This is a genomic window from Ornithinimicrobium murale (assembly GCF_003352835.1).
In the GTDB taxonomy this organism is placed as follows: Bacteria; Actinomycetota; Actinomycetes; order Actinomycetales; family Dermatophilaceae; genus Ornithinicoccus; species Ornithinicoccus muralis.
The window spans coordinates 22,677-44,499 of sequence record NZ_QLVD01000033.1 but is presented as its reverse complement, the minus strand read 5'-3'; the positions used below and the strand labels follow the sequence as shown (position 1 = coordinate 44,499).

Below are 21,823 nucleotides of genomic sequence, written 5' to 3'. Positions count from 1 at the left end.
ACCCGCGCCGGACCGCTAGAGTGCAGGCCAACCCCGTCCCGACGTGTCGCGACCGGCGAACTGACAGCCAGGAGGCTCGGATGGACGAACATGAGTTGGCCGCTCTCGTGGAGCGGTTGAACGCCGAGCCGGAGCTGGACTACACCCTCGACCAGGTGGTCCAGGAGGCGCAGCACAACGTCCCGGGGTGTGACTTCTGCGCCGTGTCCGTGATCCGGCGTGGCCGGATCGAGGAGTCGTCGGCGACGCATGACCTCGCCGGCCAGCTGGACGCCCTGCAGGTGGAGATGGGGGAGGGACCGTCTCTGGATACGGAGTGGGACCACGAGATCGTCCGCGTGCCGGACTTTGCCACCGAGCGCCGCTGGCCCCGGTGGGTGGCCCAGGCACGGGCGCTGGGGGTCGGCTCGTCCCTGACGCTCCTGCTACCCGTGGATGGGGCCTCGACCACGCTCACCATGTACTCCCGGGACGTCGGCATGTTCGACCAGAGCGCCATCGACCTGGCCGCCGTCTACGCCCGCCTCTCCGGGGTGGCCGTCCAGCAGGCCTACCAGTTCGATGGCCTGCGCACCGCGATGCAGAGCCGACTGACCATCGGCGCTGCGCAGGGCATTCTGATGGAGCGCTATGCCATCTCGCTGGACCGGGCCTTTGAGGTGCTGCGCCGCCGGTCGAACGAGACCAACACCAAGCTGCGGGACGTGGCTCTGGCGATCGTGCAGCAGACCGACCCGCGCCCGCTCACGGACGCCGCCCGGGGCGAGACCGACCTGAGGGTGGAGGTCGGCGCCGCGCCGACGGCCCCGGCGGCCACCGGCTAGACCTGGGCGCCGCCGGAGGAGTCGGTGTCGTCCCGGTGCTTGGGCAGTCGCAGGAACAGCAGGACGACGCCGCCGACGGACAGCAGGATGCCGAGCGTGGTCCACCAGCCGCTGTCGAGCACGCGGAAGACCGAGCTGAGGATCAGCAGGATGGGCCCACCCAGCAGTCCGACGACGATCGCCCACAGGTGCAGGTCACCGGCGGGCAGGGGCGGGGTCGGCGGGATGAAGTGCTCCTCCTCGTCCGACTCCTCCCAGCCGCGCCAGGCAGGCTCGGCTGGCTCAGGCGTATGCGGAGGCTCGCCTCCGCGGGCAGCCGGCGGCTGCCCGGTGGGAGGCTCGGGTGAGGGGGTGGAGGGATCTGACCACGGTGGGTTCGTGCCGTCTGCGGCGGGGGCGTTCGTCGGCTCCTCGGTGGGGGTTGCGTCGGAGCGGCGCGAGCCGGGAGGCCACGGGTTCGGGTCATCGAAGCCCTCGAGCGGCCGGTTGGCAGTGCGGCGTTGTTGCTGGGCCCGGCGGAGGGCCTCGCGGCGCTGCTGCTGGGTCGCCTGCTGCTCGGCCCGCAGACCGGAGACGATCTCCTCGAAGCGGGCATCGATGTCGTCCGCGTCGTCGGGGCGGTCCTCCCGCCCGGATCCCTCAGTGGCCATGCCCCATCCTGCCCACGAACTCGCTCGTGATCGCAATCAGCTCCTCGGCGTCGTGGTCCAAGGGCGCGACATGGCCGGAGTCCTCCAGCCAGCGGACGGTGACGTCCTGGCTGCCGACGGCTCCCAGGAAGGTCTCCGCGGACACCGGTGGCACCACCTGGTCGTGCCGGGAGCGCACCAACAGCACCGGCTGGTGGACGTCAGGGAGCTGGCGGACCAGTCGGGGCCACTGCTCGACGAAGGAGTCAAAGGCCTTGAGCGGTGTCCACCGGTAGGCCAGCTCGCGCGGGGGTCCATCCCGCCGGATGTCGTCGGCGATGCCCTGTGCGACGGGCACCACGTGCTTGAGGTGAGGGATGACCCGCAGGCGCCAGTCGGTCGCGCCGAAGGCAGGGTTGACCAGAACGAGGCCGTCCACCAGCTCCGGACGTCGCGCCGCGACATCGGTGACCAGCGCCCCACCCATGCTGACCCCGAAGGTGACCACCGTGCTGTGCTCGGCCCGCAACGCCTCCAGGGAGGCGACGACGGCCGCCAGCCAGTCCGCATACCGGGTCGTGGCCAGGTCCTGCCAGGTGGTGCCGTGCCCGGGCAGCAGCGGCGCCGAGACGGCGAAGCCCTCCTCGGCGAGGTGCTCGGCCACGGGACGCACCATCTGCGGGGTGGAGGTGATGCCGTGCAGCACCAGGACCGCGGTGTCGGCGTGCTCGCCGGCACCCGAGGACCGGTGGGGCTGCGCGCCCTGAAGGATCTGCACAACACGATCTTGTCATGACAGACTGCCCCTGCGGTTGTCCGAGTCCCCGGGCGGCGACAACGCTCGCGGCCATGAGGTGAGACCGGGCGATGAACGAGGAGGTCCCTGGTGCTCTACTGGCTGATGAAACACGTGCTGATCGGCCCCGTGGTCAAGACGCTCTTCAAGCCGTGGGTCGAGGGCGTGGAGCACGTGCCCGAGAGCGGCGGCGCCATCTTTGCCAGCAACCACCTGAGCTTCTCTGACTCGATCTTCCTGCCCCTGGTGGTGGACCGTCGGATGACCTTCCCGGCGAAGAACGAATACTTCACCGGCACCGGGGTGAAGGGCTGGTTGACCAAGAACTTCTTCAAGGGCCTGGGCCAGATCCCGATCGACCGCTCTGGCGGCTCGGCCAGCATGGCTGCCCTCAACTCCGGTCTGCGGGTGCTGAACAGGGGCGAGCTGTTCGGCATCTATCCCGAGGGCACCCGCAGCCCGGACGGCAAGCTCTACAAGGGCAAGACCGGGGTCGCGCGGCTGGCCCTGGAGGCCAGGGTGCCGGTGATTCCGGTGGCCATGATCAACACCGAGAAGGCCCAGCCCACCGGTCAGGTCATCCCGAACATCGAACGCGGGCAGGTCGGTGTCCGGTTCGGCAGGCCGCTGGACTTCTCCCGTTATGAGGGCATGGAGGACGACCGGACCGTCCTGCGCTCGATCACCGACGAGATCATGTACGAGCTGATGCAGCTCTCCGGCCAGGAGTACGTCGACGACTACGCCGCCTCGGTGAAGGAGCGGATCGCCGCCCGTGCCAAGGCCGCCGTCGAGGGTGCCCGGGTCGCCGTGGACAAGGCGGTCGACCAGACCAGGGTCACGGCCGAGCAGGTGCGCCTCCAGGTCGAGGAGCGGGCAGCGACGGCGCGCACCCAGATCGAGGGACAGTTCGAGACGGCACGCACCCAGCTGGAGCAGGTGGGCGAGCAGCTGCGGTCCCGCCAGGGCCGGGCTGAGGACGCGGACGCAGGCGAGGACACGGACGAGGACACGAACGCGGTCGATTCGGCGGACGAAGCCGAGGAGGCGCGCGCGCCCGAGGACACCGGCGCTGAGGGGACCCCCGCGGCAGCGAGCGGGGACGATGAGGCGAGCCTCGGCATACCGGAGGACGGCGAGCAGCAGCACCGGTGAGGGTTGCTGGCGCCGGGGCTCCTACGATGTTCGGGTGACCACGGACGTGACCGGACCCCCAGCCCTCGGGCAGCACTTCGACTGGGCCGACCTGCCGGCCAGGCAGCAGCCCACCTGGGAGGACGCCGGGGCGCTCGAGCGGGCCGTCGCGACCCTGCAGGGCTTCCCCCCGCTGGTCTTCGCCGGGGAGTGTGACCAGCTTCGCGACAAGCTCGGCGCCGTGACCCGTGGCGAGGCCTTCCTGCTGCAGGGCGGTGACTGCGCCGAGACGCTCGAGGGAGTGACCGGCCCCAACATCCGGGAACGCATCAAGACCATCCTGCAGATGGCCGTCGTGCTCACCTATGGCGCGGGGATGCCCGTGGTGAAGGTCGGCCGGCTCGCCGGGCAGTTCGCCAAGCCGCGGTCCTCGGACCTGGAGACGCGCGACGGGGTGACGCTGCCGGCCTACCGCGGCGACATGGTCAACGGCTTCGAGTTCACGCCCGAGGCCCGTGCGCACGACCCGAACCGGATGGTCAGCGTCTACCACGCCAGCGCCTCGACGCTGAACCTCGTGCGGGCCTTCACGACCGGTGGCTATGCGGACCTGCGCAGCGTGCACACCTGGAACAAGGGCTTCCTGGCCGGCCCGGCGCAGGCCCGTTATGAGCAGATGGCCGCCGAGATCGACCGTGCCGTGCGGTTCCTGGAGGCCTCCGGGGTCGCCGACGCCGAGGAGTTGCGCCGGGTGGAGTTCTACTCCAGCCACGAGGCGTTGGTGCTGGACTACGAGCGGGCGCTGACCCGGCGGGACTCGCGCACCGGGCTCGCCTACAACACCTCCGGCCACTTCATCTGGGTGGGCGAGCGCACCCGCGGCCTGGACGACGCACACATCGACTTCGTCTCCCAGGTGCACAACCCGGTCGGGGTGAAACTGGGCCCGACCGCGACGCGGGACGACGTGCTGCGGCTGGTCGAGAAGCTCGATCCCGAGGGGAGGCCGGGCCGGTTGACCTTCATCACCCGGATGGGCGCCGGCACGATCCGCGACCTGCTGCCCTCGCTGCTGGAGAGCCTCGGCGAGGTGGCGCACCAGGTCGCCTGGGTCTGTGACCCGATGCACGGCAACACCTTCACCTCGCCCAGCGGGCACAAGACCCGCCGGTTCGAGGACGTCATCGACGAGGTCGCCGGCTTCTTCGAGGCGCACCGCACGGTCGGCACCTGGCCCGGGGGCATCCACGTCGAGCTGACCGGCAACGACGTCACCGAGTGTGTGGGTGGCTCCGGTGCCCTGGACGTGCAGGACCTGGGCCTGCGCTATGAGACCCTCTGCGACCCGCGGCTGAACCACCAGCAGAGTCTGGAGATGGCCTTCCAGGTCGCCTCGATGCTGGAGGCTGGACGATGAGCGTGACCGATCTGACCGCAGACCTTCGCTCGGACACGCTCACCCGCCCGACGCCGGAGATGCGGGAGGCCATGGCCGGGGCTCCGGTCGGCGACGACGTCTATGGCGAGGATCCCACGGTGATGGCCCTGCAACGCCGGGTCGCCGACCTGCTCGGTCACGAGGACGCGCTGTTCACCCCCACCGGCTCGATGGCCAACCAGCTCGGCGTGCGACTGCATGTGGCGCCCGGCCAGGAGTTGGTCACCGACGACCTGGCGCACGTGCTGCGCGCGGAGATGGGCGCCGCGGCGGTGTTGAGCGGCATCTCCGCCCGCAGCTATCCAGCCGTCGGTGGGCTGCTCGACGTGGACGCCGCGATGGCGTTGGCGGTCACCGAGGGTGGCGCCTATCAGGTCGGCACAGCCTGCGTGGTGGTCGAGAACACGCATAACTTCGGCGGCGGCACCGTCCAGCCCCTGGAGGCGATGCAGGACCTGCACCACCGTGCTCACGAGCGGGGGATGGCGGTCCACCTGGACGGCGCGCGGCTGTGGAACGCGCACGTGGCCACGGGCGTGCCGCTGGCGGACTACGGTGCCTGCGCCGACACCGTCTCGGTGTGCCTGAGCAAGGGGCTGGGTGCTCCGGTCGGCTCCCTCCTGGTGGGTTCCCGGGACCGGATGGCAGAAGCGCGGGTCTGGCGCAAGAGGTTCGGCGGCGGCATGCGGCAGGTCGGCATCCTCGCAGCGGCCGGCCGGCATGCCCTCGAGCACCAGCTGGACCGGTTGGCGCAGGACCACGCCCGCTGCCAGCGCGTCGCCGCGGCCGTGGCCGGCGCGGTGCCGGAGGCCGTTGACCCCGCGGCCGTGCACACCAACATCCTGGTCCTGCACGTGGCGCCGGCCGGGTGGGCGGCCAGCGACTTCATCGAGGCGGCGGGGGAGCGGGGTGTGCTGGGTTACGCGACCGGCCCGGAGCACGTCCGATTCGTGTGGCACCTGGACGTCGACGACGCCCAGACCGACCACACTGCGGCCGTCCTCACGGAGCTGCTGACCTCGCGGGAGCCGGCCCGCGGCTGACTCGGCTGGCACGGGCCAGCACGTGCACGACTACTACCCCGGAAGTGCCGCCGACATCGTGGGTAGAACCCATGCACGTGCCTGGCGGGTCGCGCCCCGGGAGAGCCGGCCGAGCGGCATACCGGCCCGGAGCCCTCAGACCACCTCGAGCACGATCTCGGTGTCTTTCTCGACCATCTCCCCGGCGTCGATGCTCTGGGTGCGCACCGTGCCGAAGTAGCCGCCGAGCACGTCCTTGCGGGACACCTTGAAACCGGCGTCCTTGAGGGTCTGCTCGGCCTCGCCCCACTGCTTGCCGATCACCGAGGGCACCTCGATCAGTTCGGGCCCCTTGGAGATCGTCAGCGTCACCGTGTCGCCGCGGAAGCCGGTCCCGTTGGCGGGGGTCTGGGAGACCACGTCACCATCCTCGACCGAGTCGCTGAAGACCCGGTCGGGGTTGACGACGACCTCGAAGCCGGCCTCGGTCAGGGTCTCCTCGGCGTCGCCCTGCGACTCCCCGGTCACGTCCGAGATCTCGATTGGCTCGCGGCCCTGGCTGACCGTCAGGGTGACCTCGGCGTCCGGCTTGAGCTCGGTGCCCTCCTCGGGCTCGACGGAGATGACCTGCCCCTCGGGGATCGTCTCGTCATAGACCAGCTCCGGCTCGCCGACCGTCAGGTTGGCGTCCTCGATCATGGGTTCCGCCTGGTCGAGCGTGCGACCAATCACCAGGGGCACGGCATACCGCTCCGGTCCCTGCGAGACGGTGAGGGTGACGTCCGTCCCGTGCCGCAGGGAGGTGCCCGGTGCGTGCGAGGCGGCCATGACCACGTCGGGGGCAATCGTCTCGGAGTACTCCACCTCCACGACGGTGTCCAATGACTCTGCGTCCAGCGCGGCGCGCGCGTCGGTCTCGGTGAGCCCCTCCAGGGTCGGGACGGGGGAGTGCACGCCCGGTCCCTCGGTGAAATACCAGGCCGCACCGGCGCCGGTGGCACCGATCAGGACCAGCAGTATGCCGAGGAGCCAGCCCGCGACCTTCATCCGTCGGCGGCGGCGAGGGGGAGCAGACGCCGGGGGAGGCTGGGGTGTGGGCCGCGCCTTGGTCTTGCGGGGTTTGTTGCCGCTCGTCTTGGCGTAGTGGCCCGGCACCTGGCGGGGCACGGCCACCGTGTCGGTGGGACGCAACGGTCGGGTGTGGTCGAAGGCCTGCGTCAGGTCGGGGTCGGCGGCCTGCTGACCCGGCAGGGCATCGAGCTCGCCGTCGGAGAGCTGCTGGATCGAGTGGCGCAGCTCGGTGAGGGCGGCGCTGCCGTCGGTGGGTCGGCGCTCGGGGTCGGTGGCTGAGGCCCACTGGATGAAGGCGTCGATCTCCGCCGGCACGGTGCGGATGGTGTCGGCGGCCCGGGGGACCTCGCCGTGCACGTGGGCGTAGGCGACCTGGACGGGACTGTCGCCCGGGAAGGCCTTGACGCCGGTGAGCAGCTCGTAGAACAGCAACCCGGCGGAGTAGATGTCGCTGCGCTCGTCGGTGCGGCCCCGCTCCACCTGCTCGGGTGCCAGGTAGGCCGCCGTGCCCCAGACCAGCTCGTTGCTGTGGCTGGAGGTGGCGGCGGTGACCGCCCGGGCCAGGCCGAAGTCGGCGACCTTGACCGTGCCGTCGGCGCGGATCAGGACGTTCTCGGGCTTGACGTCGCGGTGGGCCAACCCGGCCTCGTGGGCGGCCGAGAGCGCCTGGAGGACCGGGTCGAGGTAGGCGACGGCGTCGCGGACGCTGTGCGCGCCGTGCTCGGTGATCACCTCACGCAGCGTGCGGCCCTCGACAAGCTCCATCGCGAGGAAGACGAGGTCGTCGTCCTCGCCCTGGTCGAAGACCGAGACCACGTGCGGGTGGGACAGCCGGGCCGCCGTGCGGGCCTCCTGCCGGAACCGGGAGACGAACTCCTCGTCGCGGGCCAGGTGGGCGTGCATGATCTTCAGCGCCACCCGCCGATCCAGCCGCAGGTCGGTGGCGCTGTAGACAGCCGCCATGCCGCCCTGGGCGAGCACGGACTCAACACGGTATCGACCGTCCAGGACACGGTCGATCACGGCGGAGGTCGCGGTGCTCACCCCTCGAGGATACGGAGACTCCTGGTGAAAACCTCGGAGGCGGGGTGGCGGCGCCCCTCTACATACGGTCGCGCAGGCCCTGGATCGCCTTCACGTAGTTCTTGGTGTCCGGGTACATCCCGTTGTTCTGCACCCCGGCCAGACCCTGGTAGTAGCCAGCGATCGCCTGGTCCTCGTTGTCGGCCGAGCGCAGCAGGGCGCGCATGACGACGACACCGGCGGTGGCGTTGTCGTGCGGGTCGAGCAGGTTGAGCTCGCGCCCGACCATCGCCGAGGCCCAGTCCCCGGTGCTCGGGATCACCTGCATGGCGCCGATGGCGTTGGCGGGGGAGACGCTGCGGTGGTTCCAGCCCGACTCCATGTAGCTCAGGGCCAGCATCAGGTCGGGGGAGACTCCGTGGCGCTTGGCGGTCTCGCGGATGATCTGGGACATCTCGTCGCGGCTGGGGACCGGCGCCTGGGCCAGGTGCTCCCGGTTGGCCGCCGCGGAGCCGGCGACCTCGTCGCTGTAGGTGTAGTGCAGGAAGGTGTTGGGTGCCCCCTCCTTCGCGCCCTCTCCGTCGCGGTATGCCGAGGTGCGGGTCGCGCTCGCCGGCAGGCTGACCTTCTGGCCCACCTGGAGACCGCGGGCGTTGACGCCCGGGTTGGCGTTGAGCAGCGCGCTCAGGGAGATGTCGTGGCGGGCCGAGATCCCGGAGAGGGTGTCACCCGAGCGCACCGTGACCGTGGCGCCGGTGGCGCTGCTCGAGGAGTCGGAGCCGTTGTCCGCCTTCGGGGCCGAGGCGCTCTTCGAGCCGGGCACGCTGAGCCGCTGACCCGGGTAGATCATCGCCGAGGGCAGCTTGTTGGCCTTGATGATGGCTGACACCGAGACGTCGTGCCGGGCCGAGATGTGGGAGAGCGTGTCGCCGGGGCGCACGGTCACCTTCGCGGACGGGGTGCTGGAGCTGCTCGACCCGGAGCCGGATCCCGAGGACGCGGCCTTGCGCGGGACCTCGATCACGGCGCCGGCGTGGAGATAGCCGGTGATCCCGTTGCGCTTGGCCAGCGCGGAGACGGTGGTGTCGTAGGTGTCCGCCAGGTCATAGAGCGTGTCCCCGGACTTGACCCGGTAGTCCTGCCAGGCCTTCTTCGAGGTGGCCAGGCGACCCAGTGGGGCGCGGTTGGCGAGGTCGACGACCGGTGTCTGGACGTGGAGGACGGGGGGCAGGTCCGCGACGGGGCTCATCAATGGGCCTTTCGGTGGGGCCAGCGCTCAGGGAGTGGCCTGTGTTGTGGTTGTGGTGACTGATGGTGCTGTGCAGTTTGTGGGCAGTGATGATGTTGTGACCCACGTGGAAAGTACCCGAGAAAACGCGATCCCGCCAGATTTACGGCGTGTCGCTCCATGTGGCAGACTGGAGTATGTGGTAAACGACAACGCTGTAACTCCCGCATCCGACGAGAACGACACGAGCGGCTGGCTGGCCGTGCCCGAGATCATGGAGCTCACCGGCGCCTCGCTGGCGCAGGTGAAGACCTGGCTCCAGGACCGTGATCTCATCGGTGCCCGCAAGGGGCCCAACAGGGCGACCTACGTGCCGGCGACGTTCCTCACCGAGGAGGGGCCGCTGGTGCCGCTACGCGGCACGGTCACGGTCCTGAACGACGGGGGCTACACCGATGAGGAGATCATCGACTGGCTGCACGAGGCCGACGACACCCTGCAGGGCGGCAGTGCGATCGCCTCGCTGCGCGAGGGCAACAAGACCGAGGTGCGCCGCCGGGCGCAGGAGATGGCTCTCTAGCGGGCGACCAGCTCGTTCTCGACGCGGGCACCCAGGGGCAACTCGGCGACAGCGACCGTGGTGCGGGCAGGGTAGGGCGTCTCGAACACGGTGGCGCAGACCTCGTTCATGGCCGCGAAGTCGGCCATCGAGGTCAGGTAGACATTCAGCCCGCAGGATCCCCGCAAAAATATAGAGGTCTCGTACACCCCGCCCGGAAGAATATAGAGGTCTCGTACGCGAGCGCCTCGTCCGTGCATCTTCCATGCGCGATCTTCTCCGCTGGAGGCTCCCTATCCGACTCCAAGGGTGGGTACGTCCTCAGGCTCGAGGAGTTCGACCTTTACCTTGACGCCCTGGTCGGCGATGCCCATCAGTGCCGCGGGGTCGGTGGCGGTGTGGAGCGGACTCTCGGGCAGCGCCTGAACGGTGATCTGTCCGATCAGGTAGTTCGGTTCCATGCTCATGATCAGGAGTTCGTCGCTGGTGTGATCGCTGACCATATCCATGATCGCCATCAGCTCGGTGCGTGAGAAGCGTGCCGTGGGGTCGACGACGAGCTCAGACGAAGCAGCCAGCTCACGTGCCTGGGTGAGGACACTCTCGGGTGCTGGCCCTGCCCAGTGCAAGATGATGGCCTGGCTCTGTGGGTCGACGTGCAATCCCGCATAGCCCGCTTCGGCCCGCACGGCGTCGATGATGTTGCTGGCCCGATCACCGACCAGCGCCTGGTCGTAGGGCTGGCCGTCAGGAAGCGTTGTCGGGATGGTCTGGTCCTGCGGTGGGGTCGACCGTCCGGCCGGACTCACCGACTCTGAGGGCTGGGCGGTGGCAGCTACCTGGTCGAGAGCTGGCTTCCCCGAGGGCCACCACAGCGGACCCGACACACCCACTGCCGCGACGGCAAGGACCGCCACGCTCACCCCGCGCCGTCGTGTCCGGCGTCGGCGGGCAGTCGTCCACAGGTCGTGGGCGCTTGCTCGACCGGCTCGGTGCTGGTGCAGGGCGCCGTGGTGTGCCTCCGTGAGAGCAGCCCTGGCAAGGTTCTCGAGATCTTCAGGCGTCTGGCGTGCCACTGTGTGCCTCCCGCAGGTGTGTCTGCTCATAGAGCGCGCGCAGTCGGGCAAGGCCCAGGTGCGCGTGCCGTTTGACTGAGCCGGTGCTGATGCCGAGCGTGTCGGCCGTCGCGCGTTCGGTGAGGTCCTCGAAGTAGCGCAGGTAGAGCACCGCCCGTTGCCGCGGCGAGAGCTCCCCGAGCTGGTCCAGCAGCTCTGCTCGCTGCGCGTGGGCGTCGGTGTGGTCCGGCCCGGGCGCGGCTTCGATCTGTCCTTCGGCAGAGTGCATCAGGTGCACCCGCTTGCCCCGCCGGCTCCATCCTCGCCAGGCGCTGCGAAAGATGATCCGGCGGGCGTAGGAGGCCGGCAGTTCGTCGTGCAGGCGGTGCCACCTCATGGCGACCTTGATGAGTGCCTCCTGGACGAGGTCCTCGGCCTCCTGCGCATCACCACAGGCCACGACCGCAGCGGCCACAAGCTCTGGTCGTCGGGCCGTCACGAAGGCCGCGAAGCCCTGCTCGTCACGGGCTGCCCATGCATCGCCCACCGTGCCTCCTCTCACACCCATAAGGCCACTGACCCCCGGAAAGGTTGAAGTCGGCAGTGTTCAACCCGGCCACGAAGCCAGCCCGGCAACATCAATGATCCAGGGCCCCGGGACGCGAAGAGAACCAGTCGAGCGGAATTTCGCCGCGATGCAGCACGTGCGGCACGTCCACCCACGGCAACCACGGGTCGCCGGGTCGCAGGGACTCCAACCGCTGCACGGCATCCACCGTCACCCGATTAACGGCTCGCAGACTGGCCGTCGTGAAGGGCAGGTAGTCATACGAGTCGTGCGGGTCCGGGTGGTGCCCGGTGGTGCCCGCCCGCATCAGCCGGATCACCGTTCGGGCCGGATTCAACCGGCGGGCCGGGATGACCCATGGTTCGGATTCAGGAACGATTCTGCCCGCTCGTGCCAGGGCGGCGAACAGCGGTGCCGGGTGGACTGGCGAGAGGAAGACGACGTCACCCCAGGTGCAGCCCAGCGGCTCGATCACCTGACCAAGCACCCCCGGCTGAGCGGCGTACTTGGCCGCGTGTAGGTCATAGAGGTCCGGATGGGCGCGGCGGAGTGCCGTGAGAGGAAGGATTGAGTCCCCGCGCACGGATGAGGCTGGGCGGTGGTAGAGCGTGCCGCTGATGGTAGGAGTCATGAAAATACCCTCGACGGCGCGCACGCCACGAGGGATTGAACTCAGTTTAGTCGCACCAGGCGTCATGCAACCTTTCGAGCGCGATCTGGCGTTCAATACTCGGAGGTTGTCTGTCGGGGCCCGGCAGACCCGTGCTGGTGGTCAGGACCAGAGGTGTCGTGGATCCGCTCGAGGAGGAGTTCGTCGCCTTCGTGCGTGCGCGGCAGCGTGCCCTGGTGCGGGCCGCCTTCCTGATCTGCGGCGACCACCACGTCGCCCAGGACCTCGTGCAGGAGGCGCTGACCAAGTTGGCCCACCACTGGGAGCGGGTCCGCACCGGTTCACCGGAGGGCTTCGTGCGACGGATCGTCTATCGGGACGCAGTCTCGCGGTGGCGCAAGGTCGGCCGTGAGCGGCCCCACGACATACGCGATGACGTGCTCACCCGAGTCCACGACGCCAAGCACGGGCAAGACCCGGTGGAGTCGTGGATCTCCGGTGCCGACATGCGCGACGCCCTGGCGCAACTGCCTCCACGTCAGCGTGCGGTGTTGGTCCTGCGCTACTACGAGGACCAGTCCGAAGTGCAGATCGCTGACTATCTGGGCATCAGCACCGGCACGGTCAAGAGCCAGGCCCACCGTGCGCTGGTCACGATGGGCGGTCTGGTGGCTAACCTGGCGCCCGCAACACCTGGTGAGGGAGATGAGCGCTGATGTCCGACAACGAGTTTCGTGATGCCTTGGAGCGTGCCGCCGACGTGGTCCCCGACCAGGACCTGGCCCAGACAACCTGGTATGCCGGACGGTCCCGCAAGCGACGGACCTCCCGTGCGTGGTGGGGGGCCGGGGTAGCGGCAGCCGCGGCCACCGTCGTCGGGGTGATCGCCTGGAACGGGGGCGGCCTGTCGCTGCCCGACGCCGGACCCGCTGGCACAGCGGGTGACGACGCGGCGCGCACCTCTGATGCTGCACCGACCGGGACGGAGGAACCGACCAGGAGCGGGCAGCCGACCATATTGACCTTCACCAGGGAGAAGGGTGAGTTCGAGCTCTCCGGTGGGGTCCTGGAGCTGTGGACCCCCGACGACGGGTTGACGACGACCTGGCACCTCACCGATGAACTCATGGCCATGGGGGGCCCTGAACAGGCCAAAAAACTCGACCCGAACATCACCCTGACCCTCGAGCAGGGCACGTGGTCGGTGCGTGGCTGCGGGTTGGCGATGCAGGCCCTAGGGACGGTCGAAGAGGGCCGTGTCCAGATCACTGGCCACTGGGATGTGGATGTGGACCCTGACCCGGGGGCTGCCTGTGAGTCCCACCCGAGCGCCTGGCTGGACTCGGAACGGTGGGAGTCCCTGCTGAGTGGATCACCGCTGGTCGCGCAGGACGGCACCACCCTGATCCTGAGTGGCACCGTCGGTGAGCAGCCCCTTCTCGAGCCGGTCTCCGTCGGCTTTGCACGCTCCGATGTCACAGATCCGAAAGCCGGGGCCGCGCGGGCAGCAACGTGGGAGGACCTGGCCCAGGGTTGGGTGGAGGTCCCTGTAGAGGACCTCATGGCCCAGATCCCGGGCCATGACTTCGTCGACACCGAGCTCGACCCAGAGACAGCTGTGCAGATCACTTCGGCCGGGGTCGGTGATCTTGCGGTCTCCGGCTGCCAGGAGATCGGCTTCAGGAATTCCTGGCTCCTCGACGTCGAGGGGTCGTCGCTGTTCCTGGATCAGCAAGAGGTGCGGGCCCTGGCTGGCTGTAGCGGGCCTGGAGAACACCAGGGACCCCTGGTGACGGGGATGCTGAGCCAGGGCGCGCAGATCAGCGTCCACGGCGACTATCTGGTCATCGACGGCTGGGCCGACCCCGCAGTCCTCGATCCGCAACCCATCGTGGACACCCGTCCTGAGCTGCTGAGCCCGGCGATGCAACTGCCCGATCTCAAGCAGCTGAGCCCAGCCGACACCCTCCTACCGGAGGTCATCGAGTTGCCAGCCGACGGCATACCCACCCTCGTCGAGGACCCCACCGATCGATTCGTCGCCGCCGTCGTGTCCGAGGACTCCGGGGACCTCATGGTCCTGGGGTCTGACCAGCGGTGGCGCATCGCGGCAACCGGCGCGGGCGGGGTCTCCCGGGACGGGCTGTTCGCCCTTCTGCCGTCCCTGCTGGAAACGTCCATCGCACCCCAGGGGGACCAGATCGCCTATCGCACCACGGGCCGTCTGGACGCGAGCATCGTCATCGTCACCTCGACCGGCGAGGTCGTCGAGCACCCGACCGACGGCGGCTACCCCAACAACTTCCCCAACGACTTCCGCTGGCTCGACGACGACCGTCTCGCGGTCGACCTGCGCGAGGACGACGCGATGATCATCGACACCTCCACCGGCCAGGTCACCCACGATGCATCGTGGAACCAACTCCGGCAGGTCACCCCCTGGCGGATCATCGTGCAGGCCGGCGAGGACGAGGAGTCCGGCGAGGTCGAGCAGTCCGGCCCGGTCGTGCTACAGCAACTGGACGCAGGTGGTGAGGTGACCGAGGAGACCCCGCTGGGCTTCACCAGCCAGCCTGGCTATCAGTCAGCACTGGCCGAGGACCGCGTCGCGACCGTCATCACCACGCAGGACCCGACCGTGATCGAACCCGAGGGATGGCAGGGCGAAGTGCCGGAGTCGGTGAGCCTGGTGCTGGCCAAGGACGGCACGCTGGACTCTCTCAGCGTCCTGCAGGCCGAGGCCCACACCGTGACACCGGTGCGCTGGGTCGACCGCGGCACCCTCGTCGTGCGGGTCGCTGGCGACGGACTCACCCACTACGTCCTCTGGGACACCCAGAACGGCGGTATCACGCACCTCACCCAGACCGACCCGACCCACGTCCGGGCCGGCCCCGTGTTCGCTCAATCGCACCGATAGAGCCAGCAGCCACGCGCAAGACTCGCGTCCTCTCCGCAATACTGCGATACTCCGACCGAGAATCGGGGACGAGTCCGGACTGTCCGCTCGTGCCGCTGCTCAAGTGCATGGTGTCGTCCCTTGCCACTACTCTGATGGCATGAGCACCGTGTCGTCCGAGAGCCGCGCCATCTTTGAGGGCGTGATGGCGCGACGCGACGTCGTGCACGAGATCCTGGGCCGCTACGGGGCGACAAATCCCCGACTGTTCGGCTCGGTCGCGCGGGGGGAGGCCAGCGACCGCAGTGACCTTGACCTCCTTGTCGACCTGGTCCCCGCAGGCGGCAACGAACTCTTGCGTGTATCCGGTATCGCCGAGGAACTGAGTGAGTTGCTCGATCGACGTGTTGACGTGGTCACCCAGTCCTTGTTGCGTGACGAGGTCTCGGCGACTGCACTGGCGGACGCAGTAGCGGTGTGAGCCGGCCCGACCAAGAGCGGTTCGACGACATTCTGCGTGCCATCGAACGCTGCCAGCACTATGCACCCTTCCTGCAGACGGGCGAGCTGGCGGACATGGCTTATGACGCGGTACTCCGAAACCTTGCCGTCATCGGAGAGGCTGTCCGTGCACTCAGCGAGCAGACGCGTGCTGAGATGCCAGAGATCCCCTGGCCAGCGATCGCCGGGCTGCGCAATGTCGTGATCCACGAGTACTTCCGCGTCGATCGCGCACTCATCCTCGATATCGTCGAGAACCAACTGGGGCCCATGGCGGACAGGCTGAAATGCCGCGTCGATCAACCGGACGTTTGACGCTTCGTCACCTCAGGTGGTGCGCGCCGTGCTGATCGCGACCAGGTCGGCCAGGGCAGCGCGTCCCTCATCGGTCAGCCCGGGGGTGGCCCCGAGGGCCTTCAGCGCGGCGCCGGCGGTGGCGGAGATCATCTCCTCGGTTGCGCTGACCGCACCGACCCGCTCGAGGAGGTCACGGCATACAGTCACCTGCTCGTCGGTCAGGTCCGGCCGTCCAAGCAGGTCCAGCAGAGTGGCGCGGTCCTGCTCGGTGCCCAGGACGAGCGCGTGCGCGATCAGGACGGTGCGCTTGCCCTCGCGCAGGTCGTCGCCTGCCGGTTTGCCGGTGGTCTGTGGGTCGCCGTAGACGCCCAGGACGTCGTCGCGGATCTGGAAGGCCTCACCCAGAGAGATGCCGTATGCCGACAGGCCAGTGAGCGTGTCCGTCCCCGCCCCCGCGGCGCGGGCTCCGATCAGGAGAGGCTGCTCGACGCTGTATTTCGCACTCTTGTAACGGATCACGGTGCGGGAGCGCTCGAGCCGCTCGGCGTGGTCCAGCCCCTCCCAGCCCTGGGCGGCGTCCAGGACGTCGAGATACTGCCCACCCATGAGCTGAGTGCGCATCGTGTCGAACTCACCTCTGGCAGAAGCGATCTCATCCGCAGGAAGGCCAGAGGTGGAGAAGGTGCTGTCACACCAGGTGAGGCAGAGGTTGCCGGCCAGGATCGCCGCGGCGTGGCCGAAGCGCGCGGACTCGCCGGACCAGGCGTGCTCGCGGTGGCTCGCGGCGAAGGTGCGGTGTGCGGTGGGGCGGCCGCGGCGCAGGTCGGAGTCGTCCATGACGTCGTCGTGGAGCAGGGCGGCGGCCTGGAAGAGCTCCATCGAGCTGGCGGCCCGGATCAGCGCGGGGGAGTCCTGGCCGCCGAGAGCCCGGTAGCCCCAGTAGAGGAAGGCGGCCCGCAGTCGCTTGCCGCCGGTGAGCAGCGCACCCACCTCGTCGACCAGGTGGGCGACCTGCCCGCCGAGCTCGTGCAGGACCTCCCGCTGGTGGGCGAGGTTCTCATCGAGCGCGGTCTGCACGCGCTCGCGCAACTGCGGGGTGTCGATGGGGTGGGGAGTGGGCACGGGATGAGCCTACGGCGTTTGTCCACAGCGATCGGCCGGGGGTTGACAGGCTGTCAGTGGGGTGTCGTACATTTGTCCTATCGAACAAAATTTCGATCTGAGGTGAGGGTCCGCCTCGTGAGTTGCCCTTGTGAGGCGTTCGCGGAGCAGTCCACCACCCCGGTCTGACAGTGCGAGCCAGGGAGGCGTGATGAGCCGGAGGTATTCCGACCCGGTCGAGGTGCGGGTGGGTGTCCCACAGATCGGACGGCGGCTGGTGCTCCCGGCCGGGTTGGACGGTGCCTCCGTGCCGACGGCGTTCCTCTGGCGGGGGCGGCTGCACGTGGTCCAGGCGGTGCTCGAGCACTGGACCCAACGACTGCCCTGGTGGCGTATGCCGTGGAGCGAGCAGTCCTCGGAGGTCACCTCTGCCGGCGCTTCCGAGAGCGGAGCGACCGGTGGGCAGAGCGAGGAGACACCGGGAGCCCTGCGGGTCCGCACCAGCTTCCCGGAGCTGGAGCGGGAGGTCTGGCGGGTGGAGGCCAGCGCCGGGCGGCTGATGCAGACAGGGGTCTATGACCTGACCAAGGACGACCGGTGGCGCCTGGTGCGCGTCGCCGACTGAGGAGGAGCGCGATGACCATCATGAGCACACAGGAGGCCCCGACAGGGGCGTCGGCGGGCACGGTGCTGGACCTGCTCGACCGCTCCCGCGCCGGCCTGGTCCAGGCCTGTCAGAGCCAGACCGCCAGCCAGCGCTACACCGAGGCCCACCTCGCGGCGCTCCGGGCCGCGGCCGCCCTGGTCGCGGCGCGCACCGCCGCCACCGGGCGGTCCCGACCCCGCAGCGTGTGGGAGGTGCTGCCCGGTCTCGCGCCGGAGCTCGGGGAGTGGGCGGCCTTCTTCGCCGCGACCGGCCGACGGCGACTGGCGCTGGAGCGGGGCGCTGGTGGTGTCAGTGCGCGGGAGGCCGATGACCTGGTGCGGCAGAGCGAGTCCTTCCTGGAGCTGGTCCGTCGCACCCTGCACCTGCCGTTCGCCGAGCCGCTGCCCGGTGAGCTCGCGCCGACCGCCCCCTGGTGAGCGCGGTGACGCAGGATTTCGCGCACCTGCACGTCGCCTCCAGCTTCTCGATGCGTTATGGAGCCTCGACCCCGGAGGCGCTGGTGGAGCGTGCCGTCGAGCTCGGGCAGTCGACGCTCGGGCTGACCGACCGGGACGGCGCCTATGGCGCGGTGCGCTTCGTGCAGGCGTGTGCCCGGGCCGAGATCTCCCCGGTGCTCGGGGTCGACCTGGCCGTCGAGGAGTCCGCGACCGCCTCGGCGGGCTCGCCCGCGCGTCCGCAGGCCGACAAGGTGCAGCAGGCCGGCATCCGCTGGACCGGCGCCGACGCGCTCGGGGCGGGCCGCCTGACGCGGGCACAGCCGGTCAAGGGCGGCGCGCTGGTCGATGACCAGCACCCGCGGGTGACGGTGCTGGCCCGAGGTCAGGCAGCCGGCCTGGAGCCCGGGACCGGGTGGTCCCGCCTGTGCCGGCTGATCACCCAGACCCACCTGGCCGGTGAAAGAGGCAGCCCCCGGACCACCCGCGAGCTGCTGGCGCGTGCGGCCGCTCCCGTGGGCGACCGCGGCGAGCAGGTCGCCCCCGTGGTGGTGCTGCTCGGGCCCGACTCCGATGTCGGGCGGGCGCTGCTGCGCCGCCGGGTCGGCCTGGCCCGTGACCTGCTGCGTCGGTGGCAGCTCGCGCTCCCGCCCGGTGCGCTGTCCATCGAGGTGGTGTGCCACGGCGGGCCGGAGGACAGCCCGGCCAGCCTGCAGCACGCCGCGCGGCTGTGGTCGCTGGCGCTGGAGGCCGAGTTGCCCGCCGTGCTCACCACTGCGGTGCGGCACGCCGCGCCCGAGCAGGCCCGGGTGGTCGACATCCTCGACGCCGCCCGACGCATGGTCGCCCTCGACGAACGGCACCTGGACCGGGTCAGCACCGCCGGTCACCTCGCGGGCACGGGCCAGATGCAGGCGGTGGCCGAGCGGGTCGCCGACGCTGTCGGACCGTCCGTCCGCGCAGCCGACCTGCTGACCGCCACGGCGTCACTGGCCCGGCAGTGCGTGCAGAGTCCCCGCAGCGACCTGGGCATCGGCGAGGTCCACCTGCCCGAGCCCGAGGTGGTCGGGGTCAGCGGCACCGGTCACGCCCAGCAGGTGCTCACCGAGCGAGTCCGCGCGGCGGTGACCGATCGCTACGCGGGCCAGCCCTCGGCATACCTCTCGCGGGTGCATGACCGACTCGATGATGAGCTGCGGGTCATTGCGGGGCTGGGCTACCCCACCTACTTCCTGACTGTCTCCACCGTCTGCGACCTGATCCGGGAGATGGGCGTGCGGGTCGCCGCCCGAGGCTCCGGGGCGGGCAGCCTGGTCAACTACCTGCTGGGCATCAGTGGTGTCGACCCGATCCGGCACGACCTGTTGATGGAGCGGTTCTGCTCCCCGCTGCGGGCCGAGCTGCCCGACATCGACATCGACGTGGAGTCTGCCCGGCGCACCGAGATCTACGAGCGGATCCTGGAGCGGTTCGGGTCCGACCGGGTGACGTGTGTGTCGATGATGGAGACCTATCGGGTGCGGCACGCGATCCGCGACGTCGCCGCCACGCTGGGGCTGCCGCCGGGGGAGATCGACGTGATCGCCAAGGCCTTCCCCCACATCCGGGCCAAGGACGCCCGCGCGGCGGTGCGCGACCTCCCCGAGCTGCGGCGGCACGGGTTCGACGCACCGCGGATGCAGACCATGTTCGAGATGGTCGAGAGCCTGGACGGGCTGCCCCGGCACATCGCGCTGCACCCGTGCGGGGTGATCCTGTCCAACACCGGGCTGCTGGACCGCACCCCGGTGGAGGCCAGCTGGCTGGGGTTCCCGATGAGCCAGTTCGACAAGGACGACGTCGAGGACCTGGGCCTGCTCAAGCTCGACGTGCTCGGCATCCGGATGCAGTCGGCGATGGCGCACGCGGTCGCCGAGGTGGAGCGGGTCGACGACGTGCAGGTCGACCTGGACGACCAGACCCAGGTCCCCTACGACGACACGGAGACGTTCTCGCTGATCAAGTCTGCCCGCACGCTGGGCTGCTTCCAGATCGAGTCTCCCGGTCAGCGTGAGCTGCTCGGCAAGTTCGGCCCGGAGACCTTCGGCGACATCATCATCGACATCTCGCTGTTCCGGCCCGGCCCGGTGAAGTCCGACATGGTCCGCCCCTTCCTCAACGCCCGGCAGGGCTGGGCCGAGCCGGAGTACCTCCACCCCTCGCTGATCCCCTACCTGGAGGACACCGGAGGCGTCGTGGTCTTCCACGAGCAGGTGCTGCAGCTGGTCGCCGAGACCACCGGTGTCACCCTCGCGCAGGCAGACGAGGTGCGGCGGGCACTGGGCACCCCCCAGGGACAGGCCGAGGTCGAGTCCTGGTGGCGTCCCGCGGCAGCGGCCCGGGGCTACTCGCCGCAAGACGTCGACGCGATCTGGGAGGTGCTGGCGGCGTTCGCCTCGTTCGGCTTCTGCAAGGCGCACGCGGCGGCGTTCGCGGTGCCGACCTTCCACTCCGCGTGGCTCAAGACCCACCACACCGCGGCCTTCCTGGCCGGCGTGCTGACCCACGACCCGGGGATGTATCCCAAGCGCCTGATCCTGGAGGAGGCCCGCGCGATGGGCGTGCACGTTCTCGGGCTGGACGTCAACGCCTCGGGGGAGACCTACCGGGTGGAGCGGGTGGAGCGGGTGGAGTCGGGGGAAGGTCTGGAGCGGCTGGAGCCCGACGGTGGTGTCGTGCCGGCTCGGGCACCGGTGACCGCTGCGGCACGACAGCGGCACGGGCAGCCAGCGGACACCGTCGATGAGCACCTGACGGCGGTGGAGGAGCGGGCCTCCGGCTACGGCATCCGACTGTCGCTGGCCGAGGTCAAGGGGATCAGTGCCGACGAGGTCACCCGGGTCGTGTCCGGGCAGCCCTACCACTCGTTGGCTGACCTGTGGCAGCGTGCCCGGGTCAGTCGTCCGGTCGTGGAGCGGTTGGTGCTGGCCGGCGGGTTCGACCAGTTGCACGGCGTGGGCACCGCGCGCTCCAGCACGCTGCGGCAGGGGCCGACCCGCCGCGACCTGCTGCTGCACGTTGCCGAGCTCGAGCGATGGAGCGCGCCCACGGTGTCCCGGAGTCGGGCCCGGGCGCGGAAGGTCGCCCCCACCCTGCCTGCGGCGGGGGAGGTCGCCGCCCGGGCAGGGGCACAGGCCCGAGGGCACCGGAGCTGGCACCCGAGGCAGGTCGACCCGACCCAGCTGACCCTCGACCTGGGCGATGAGCCGGTGCTACTTTCCGGCAGCGGGTTGCCGGAGATGACGCCACAGGAGCAGATGCTGGCCGAGCTGGAGGTGCTCGGGATGGACGTCAGCTCCCACGTGACCACCACCTTCCAGCCGATGCTGCAGGCGCTCGGGGTGGTCCCGGCCAACCAGCTGCTCGGGCAGCGCAACGCCACCGAGGTGCTGGTCGCCGGCGCGAAGGTCGCGACGCAGACACCGCCGATCCGCTCCGGGCGCCGGGTGGTCTTCCTGACTCTGGAGGACGGGACCGGCCCGAGCGACTCCACCTTCTTCGAGGACGTGCAGGGCCCGTATGCCGAGACGGTCTTCCACTCCTTCCTGCTGGTCGTGCGCGGCGTCACCCGGCGCACCGGCCCGCGCGGCATCTCGCTGCGCGCGACCGGAGCCTGGGAGATGACCGCGCTCGGCCGGGCCTACGACACCGGCGGCATCGGGGCGGTCCGCGAGCTGATGGACTCCGTGGAGCAGGACGCGGTGAGCGGCGCCGTGGCGGCCGAGGAGCAGGCCCGCCGGGCCGACCAGCAGCAGGGCCGCCGGGTGCTGCTGCACGCCTCGGGCTTCAAGCAGTCCCCCTACGCCGACACCAAGCCGGCGGGTCCGGGCAGCAAGCTGTGGCACTCCAGCCCGGGGAGCCCAGGATGGTGAACGGGACGGCGGGGCGCCAGGTGCTCGCCGCGGAGCCCGATGCCACGCTGGTGGGG

21 protein-coding genes are annotated in these 21,823 nt (G+C 70.0%); 12 read left to right on the top strand and 9 right to left on the bottom strand.

Going from position 1 to position 21,823, the window contains the following annotated elements; all coding sequences use genetic code 11:
- The first annotated feature begins 80 nt into the window (after nt 1–80).
- Complete coding sequence (locus tag DPQ65_RS15225) at nt 81–824, top strand: GAF and ANTAR domain-containing protein (RefSeq protein WP_114908201.1); 744 nt, start codon at nt 81–83, stop codon at nt 822–824.
- On the opposite strand, the gene DPQ65_RS15220 is transcribed toward DPQ65_RS15225, so the two are convergent.
- Nucleotides 821–1,474 carry a hypothetical protein gene (locus DPQ65_RS15220; protein ID WP_114908200.1) on the bottom strand — a complete coding sequence of 218 codons (654 nt, stop codon included), beginning with the start codon at nt 1,472–1,474 and terminating at the stop codon, nt 821–823. The genes DPQ65_RS15225 and DPQ65_RS15220 overlap by 4 nt on opposite strands.
- Nucleotides 1,464–2,231, bottom strand: a complete 768-nt coding sequence (locus DPQ65_RS15215) for an alpha/beta hydrolase (protein WP_114908199.1) — start codon at nt 2,229–2,231, stop codon at nt 1,464–1,466. Before DPQ65_RS15215 ends, DPQ65_RS15220 begins: the two co-directional genes overlap by 11 nt.
- Nucleotides 2,232–2,339: 108 nt before the next feature.
- On the opposite strand from DPQ65_RS15215, the gene DPQ65_RS15210 reads away from it, so the two are divergent.
- The 3 genes from DPQ65_RS15210 to DPQ65_RS15200 are packed head-to-tail and all read left to right on the top strand — an operon-like array spanning nt 2,340 to nt 5,864.
- Nucleotides 2,340–3,404: a lysophospholipid acyltransferase family protein gene (locus tag DPQ65_RS15210; RefSeq protein WP_114908198.1), complete on the top strand. Its 1,065-nt coding sequence runs from the start codon at nt 2,340–2,342 to the stop codon at nt 3,402–3,404.
- A gap of 34 nt (nt 3,405–3,438) precedes the next feature.
- Complete coding sequence (locus DPQ65_RS15205) at nt 3,439–4,800, top strand: class II 3-deoxy-7-phosphoheptulonate synthase (RefSeq protein WP_238146898.1); 1,362 nt, start codon at nt 3,439–3,441, stop codon at nt 4,798–4,800.
- The gene (locus DPQ65_RS15200) at nt 4,797–5,864 is read left to right on the top strand and encodes a threonine aldolase family protein (protein ID WP_202863174.1); all 1,068 of its coding nucleotides are present in this window, start codon (nt 4,797–4,799) and stop codon (nt 5,862–5,864) included. The genes DPQ65_RS15205 and DPQ65_RS15200 overlap by 4 nt, the downstream gene beginning before the upstream one ends.
- 135 nt (nt 5,865–5,999) lie before the next feature.
- Here the strand turns inward: DPQ65_RS15200 and pknB are convergent, their stop codons facing one another.
- A complete protein-coding gene (gene pknB / locus DPQ65_RS15195; protein ID WP_114908196.1) occupies nt 6,000–7,958 on the bottom strand; it encodes a Stk1 family PASTA domain-containing Ser/Thr kinase in 1,959 nt (652 codons plus the stop codon).
- A 58-nt stretch (nt 7,959–8,016) separates the two neighbouring features.
- Nucleotides 8,017–9,186 (bottom strand): LysM peptidoglycan-binding domain-containing protein, encoded by a 1,170-nt coding sequence (locus tag DPQ65_RS15190; protein ID WP_114908195.1) that lies wholly within the window; start codon nt 9,184–9,186, stop codon nt 8,017–8,019.
- A gap of 178 nt (nt 9,187–9,364) precedes the next feature.
- On the opposite strand from DPQ65_RS15190, the gene DPQ65_RS15185 reads away from it, so the two are divergent.
- Nucleotides 9,365–9,745, top strand: a complete 381-nt coding sequence (locus DPQ65_RS15185; protein WP_238146897.1) for an Rv2175c family DNA-binding protein — start codon at nt 9,365–9,367, stop codon at nt 9,743–9,745.
- Here the strand turns inward: DPQ65_RS15185 and DPQ65_RS15180 are convergent.
- The 4 genes from DPQ65_RS15180 to DPQ65_RS15165 all read right to left on the bottom strand — a co-directional run bounded on the left by DPQ65_RS15180 (nt 9,742) and on the right by DPQ65_RS15165 (nt 11,978).
- On the bottom strand, nt 9,742–9,933 hold the full coding sequence (locus tag DPQ65_RS15180; RefSeq protein WP_238146896.1) for a Rid family hydrolase: 192 nt from the start codon (nt 9,931–9,933) through the stop codon (nt 9,742–9,744). The genes DPQ65_RS15185 and DPQ65_RS15180 overlap by 4 nt on opposite strands.
- An 84-nt stretch (nt 9,934–10,017) precedes the next feature.
- On the bottom strand, nt 10,018–10,641 hold the full coding sequence (locus tag DPQ65_RS15175) for a hypothetical protein (protein ID WP_162802296.1): 624 nt from the start codon (nt 10,639–10,641) through the stop codon (nt 10,018–10,020).
- Between the two features lie 139 nt (nt 10,642–10,780).
- On the bottom strand, nt 10,781–11,326 hold the full coding sequence (locus tag DPQ65_RS15170) for a SigE family RNA polymerase sigma factor (RefSeq protein ID WP_162802295.1): 546 nt from the start codon (nt 11,324–11,326) through the stop codon (nt 10,781–10,783).
- A 91-nt stretch (nt 11,327–11,417) separates the two neighbouring features.
- On the bottom strand, nt 11,418–11,978 hold the full coding sequence (locus DPQ65_RS15165) for a hypothetical protein (protein WP_162802294.1): 561 nt from the start codon (nt 11,976–11,978) through the stop codon (nt 11,418–11,420).
- A gap of 158 nt (nt 11,979–12,136) precedes the next feature.
- Here DPQ65_RS15165 and DPQ65_RS15160 point away from each other — a divergent pair, with 158 nt between their 5' ends.
- From DPQ65_RS15160 to DPQ65_RS15145, 4 genes are all read left to right on the top strand, one after another.
- Nucleotides 12,137–12,673: a SigE family RNA polymerase sigma factor gene (locus tag DPQ65_RS15160; RefSeq protein ID WP_114908190.1), complete on the top strand. Its 537-nt coding sequence runs from the start codon at nt 12,137–12,139 to the stop codon at nt 12,671–12,673.
- Nucleotides 12,673–14,877 carry a hypothetical protein gene (locus DPQ65_RS15155; RefSeq protein WP_114908189.1) on the top strand — a complete coding sequence of 735 codons (2,205 nt, stop codon included), beginning with the start codon at nt 12,673–12,675 and terminating at the stop codon, nt 14,875–14,877. The genes DPQ65_RS15160 and DPQ65_RS15155 overlap by 1 nt, the downstream gene beginning before the upstream one ends.
- A gap of 139 nt (nt 14,878–15,016) precedes the next feature.
- Nucleotides 15,017–15,337, top strand: a complete 321-nt coding sequence (locus tag DPQ65_RS15150; protein ID WP_114908188.1) for a nucleotidyltransferase family protein — start codon at nt 15,017–15,019, stop codon at nt 15,335–15,337.
- Entirely contained in the window at nt 15,334–15,672 is a 339-nt protein-coding gene (locus DPQ65_RS15145; protein ID WP_114908187.1) for a HepT-like ribonuclease domain-containing protein, read from the top strand. The genes DPQ65_RS15150 and DPQ65_RS15145 overlap by 4 nt, the downstream gene beginning before the upstream one ends.
- A 12-nt stretch (nt 15,673–15,684) precedes the next feature.
- Here the strand turns inward: DPQ65_RS15145 and DPQ65_RS15140 are convergent, their stop codons facing one another.
- Complete coding sequence (locus tag DPQ65_RS15140) at nt 15,685–16,776, bottom strand: polyprenyl synthetase family protein (protein ID WP_114908186.1); 1,092 nt, start codon at nt 16,774–16,776, stop codon at nt 15,685–15,687.
- A 190-nt stretch (nt 16,777–16,966) separates the two neighbouring features.
- Here DPQ65_RS15140 and DPQ65_RS15135 point away from each other — a divergent pair, with 190 nt between their 5' ends.
- The 3 genes from DPQ65_RS15135 to DPQ65_RS15125 are packed head-to-tail and all read left to right on the top strand — an operon-like array spanning nt 16,967 to nt 21,767.
- Nucleotides 16,967–17,380, top strand: a complete 414-nt coding sequence (locus DPQ65_RS15135) for a DUF6504 family protein (RefSeq protein WP_114908185.1) — start codon at nt 16,967–16,969, stop codon at nt 17,378–17,380.
- 20 nt (nt 17,381–17,400) lie between these two features.
- Nucleotides 17,401–17,838 (top strand): SAV_6107 family HEPN domain-containing protein, encoded by a 438-nt coding sequence (locus DPQ65_RS15130; protein WP_114908235.1) that lies wholly within the window; start codon nt 17,401–17,403, stop codon nt 17,836–17,838.
- Between the two features lie 5 nt (nt 17,839–17,843).
- The gene (locus DPQ65_RS15125) at nt 17,844–21,767 is read left to right on the top strand and encodes a DNA polymerase III subunit alpha (RefSeq protein WP_114908184.1); all 3,924 of its coding nucleotides are present in this window, start codon (nt 17,844–17,846) and stop codon (nt 21,765–21,767) included.
- Nucleotides 21,768–21,823: the final 56 nt, after the last annotated feature.

Bases quoted from the DNA above. Each gene is read 5' to 3' on its own strand.
- DPQ65_RS15225 (WP_114908201.1), top strand. From the start codon at position 81: ATGGACGAACATGAGTTGGCCGCTCTCGTGGAGCGGTTGAACGCCGAG.
- DPQ65_RS15220 (WP_114908200.1), bottom strand. From the start codon at position 1,474: ATGGCCACTGAGGGATCCGGGCGGGAGGACCGCCCCGACGACGCGGAC.
- DPQ65_RS15200 (WP_202863174.1), top strand. From the start codon at position 4,797: ATGAGCGTGACCGATCTGACCGCAGACCTTCGCTCGGACACGCTCACC.
- DPQ65_RS15190 (WP_114908195.1), bottom strand. From the start codon at position 9,186: ATGAGCCCCGTCGCGGACCTGCCCCCCGTCCTCCACGTCCAGACACCG.
- DPQ65_RS15165 (WP_162802294.1), bottom strand. From the start codon at position 11,978: ATGACTCCTACCATCAGCGGCACGCTCTACCACCGCCCAGCCTCATCC.
- DPQ65_RS15155 (WP_114908189.1), top strand. From the start codon at position 12,673: ATGTCCGACAACGAGTTTCGTGATGCCTTGGAGCGTGCCGCCGACGTG.
- DPQ65_RS15150 (WP_114908188.1), top strand. From the start codon at position 15,017: ATGAGCACCGTGTCGTCCGAGAGCCGCGCCATCTTTGAGGGCGTGATG.
- DPQ65_RS15135 (WP_114908185.1), top strand. From the start codon at position 16,967: ATGAGCCGGAGGTATTCCGACCCGGTCGAGGTGCGGGTGGGTGTCCCA.
- DPQ65_RS15130 (WP_114908235.1), top strand. From the start codon at position 17,401: ATGAGCACACAGGAGGCCCCGACAGGGGCGTCGGCGGGCACGGTGCTG.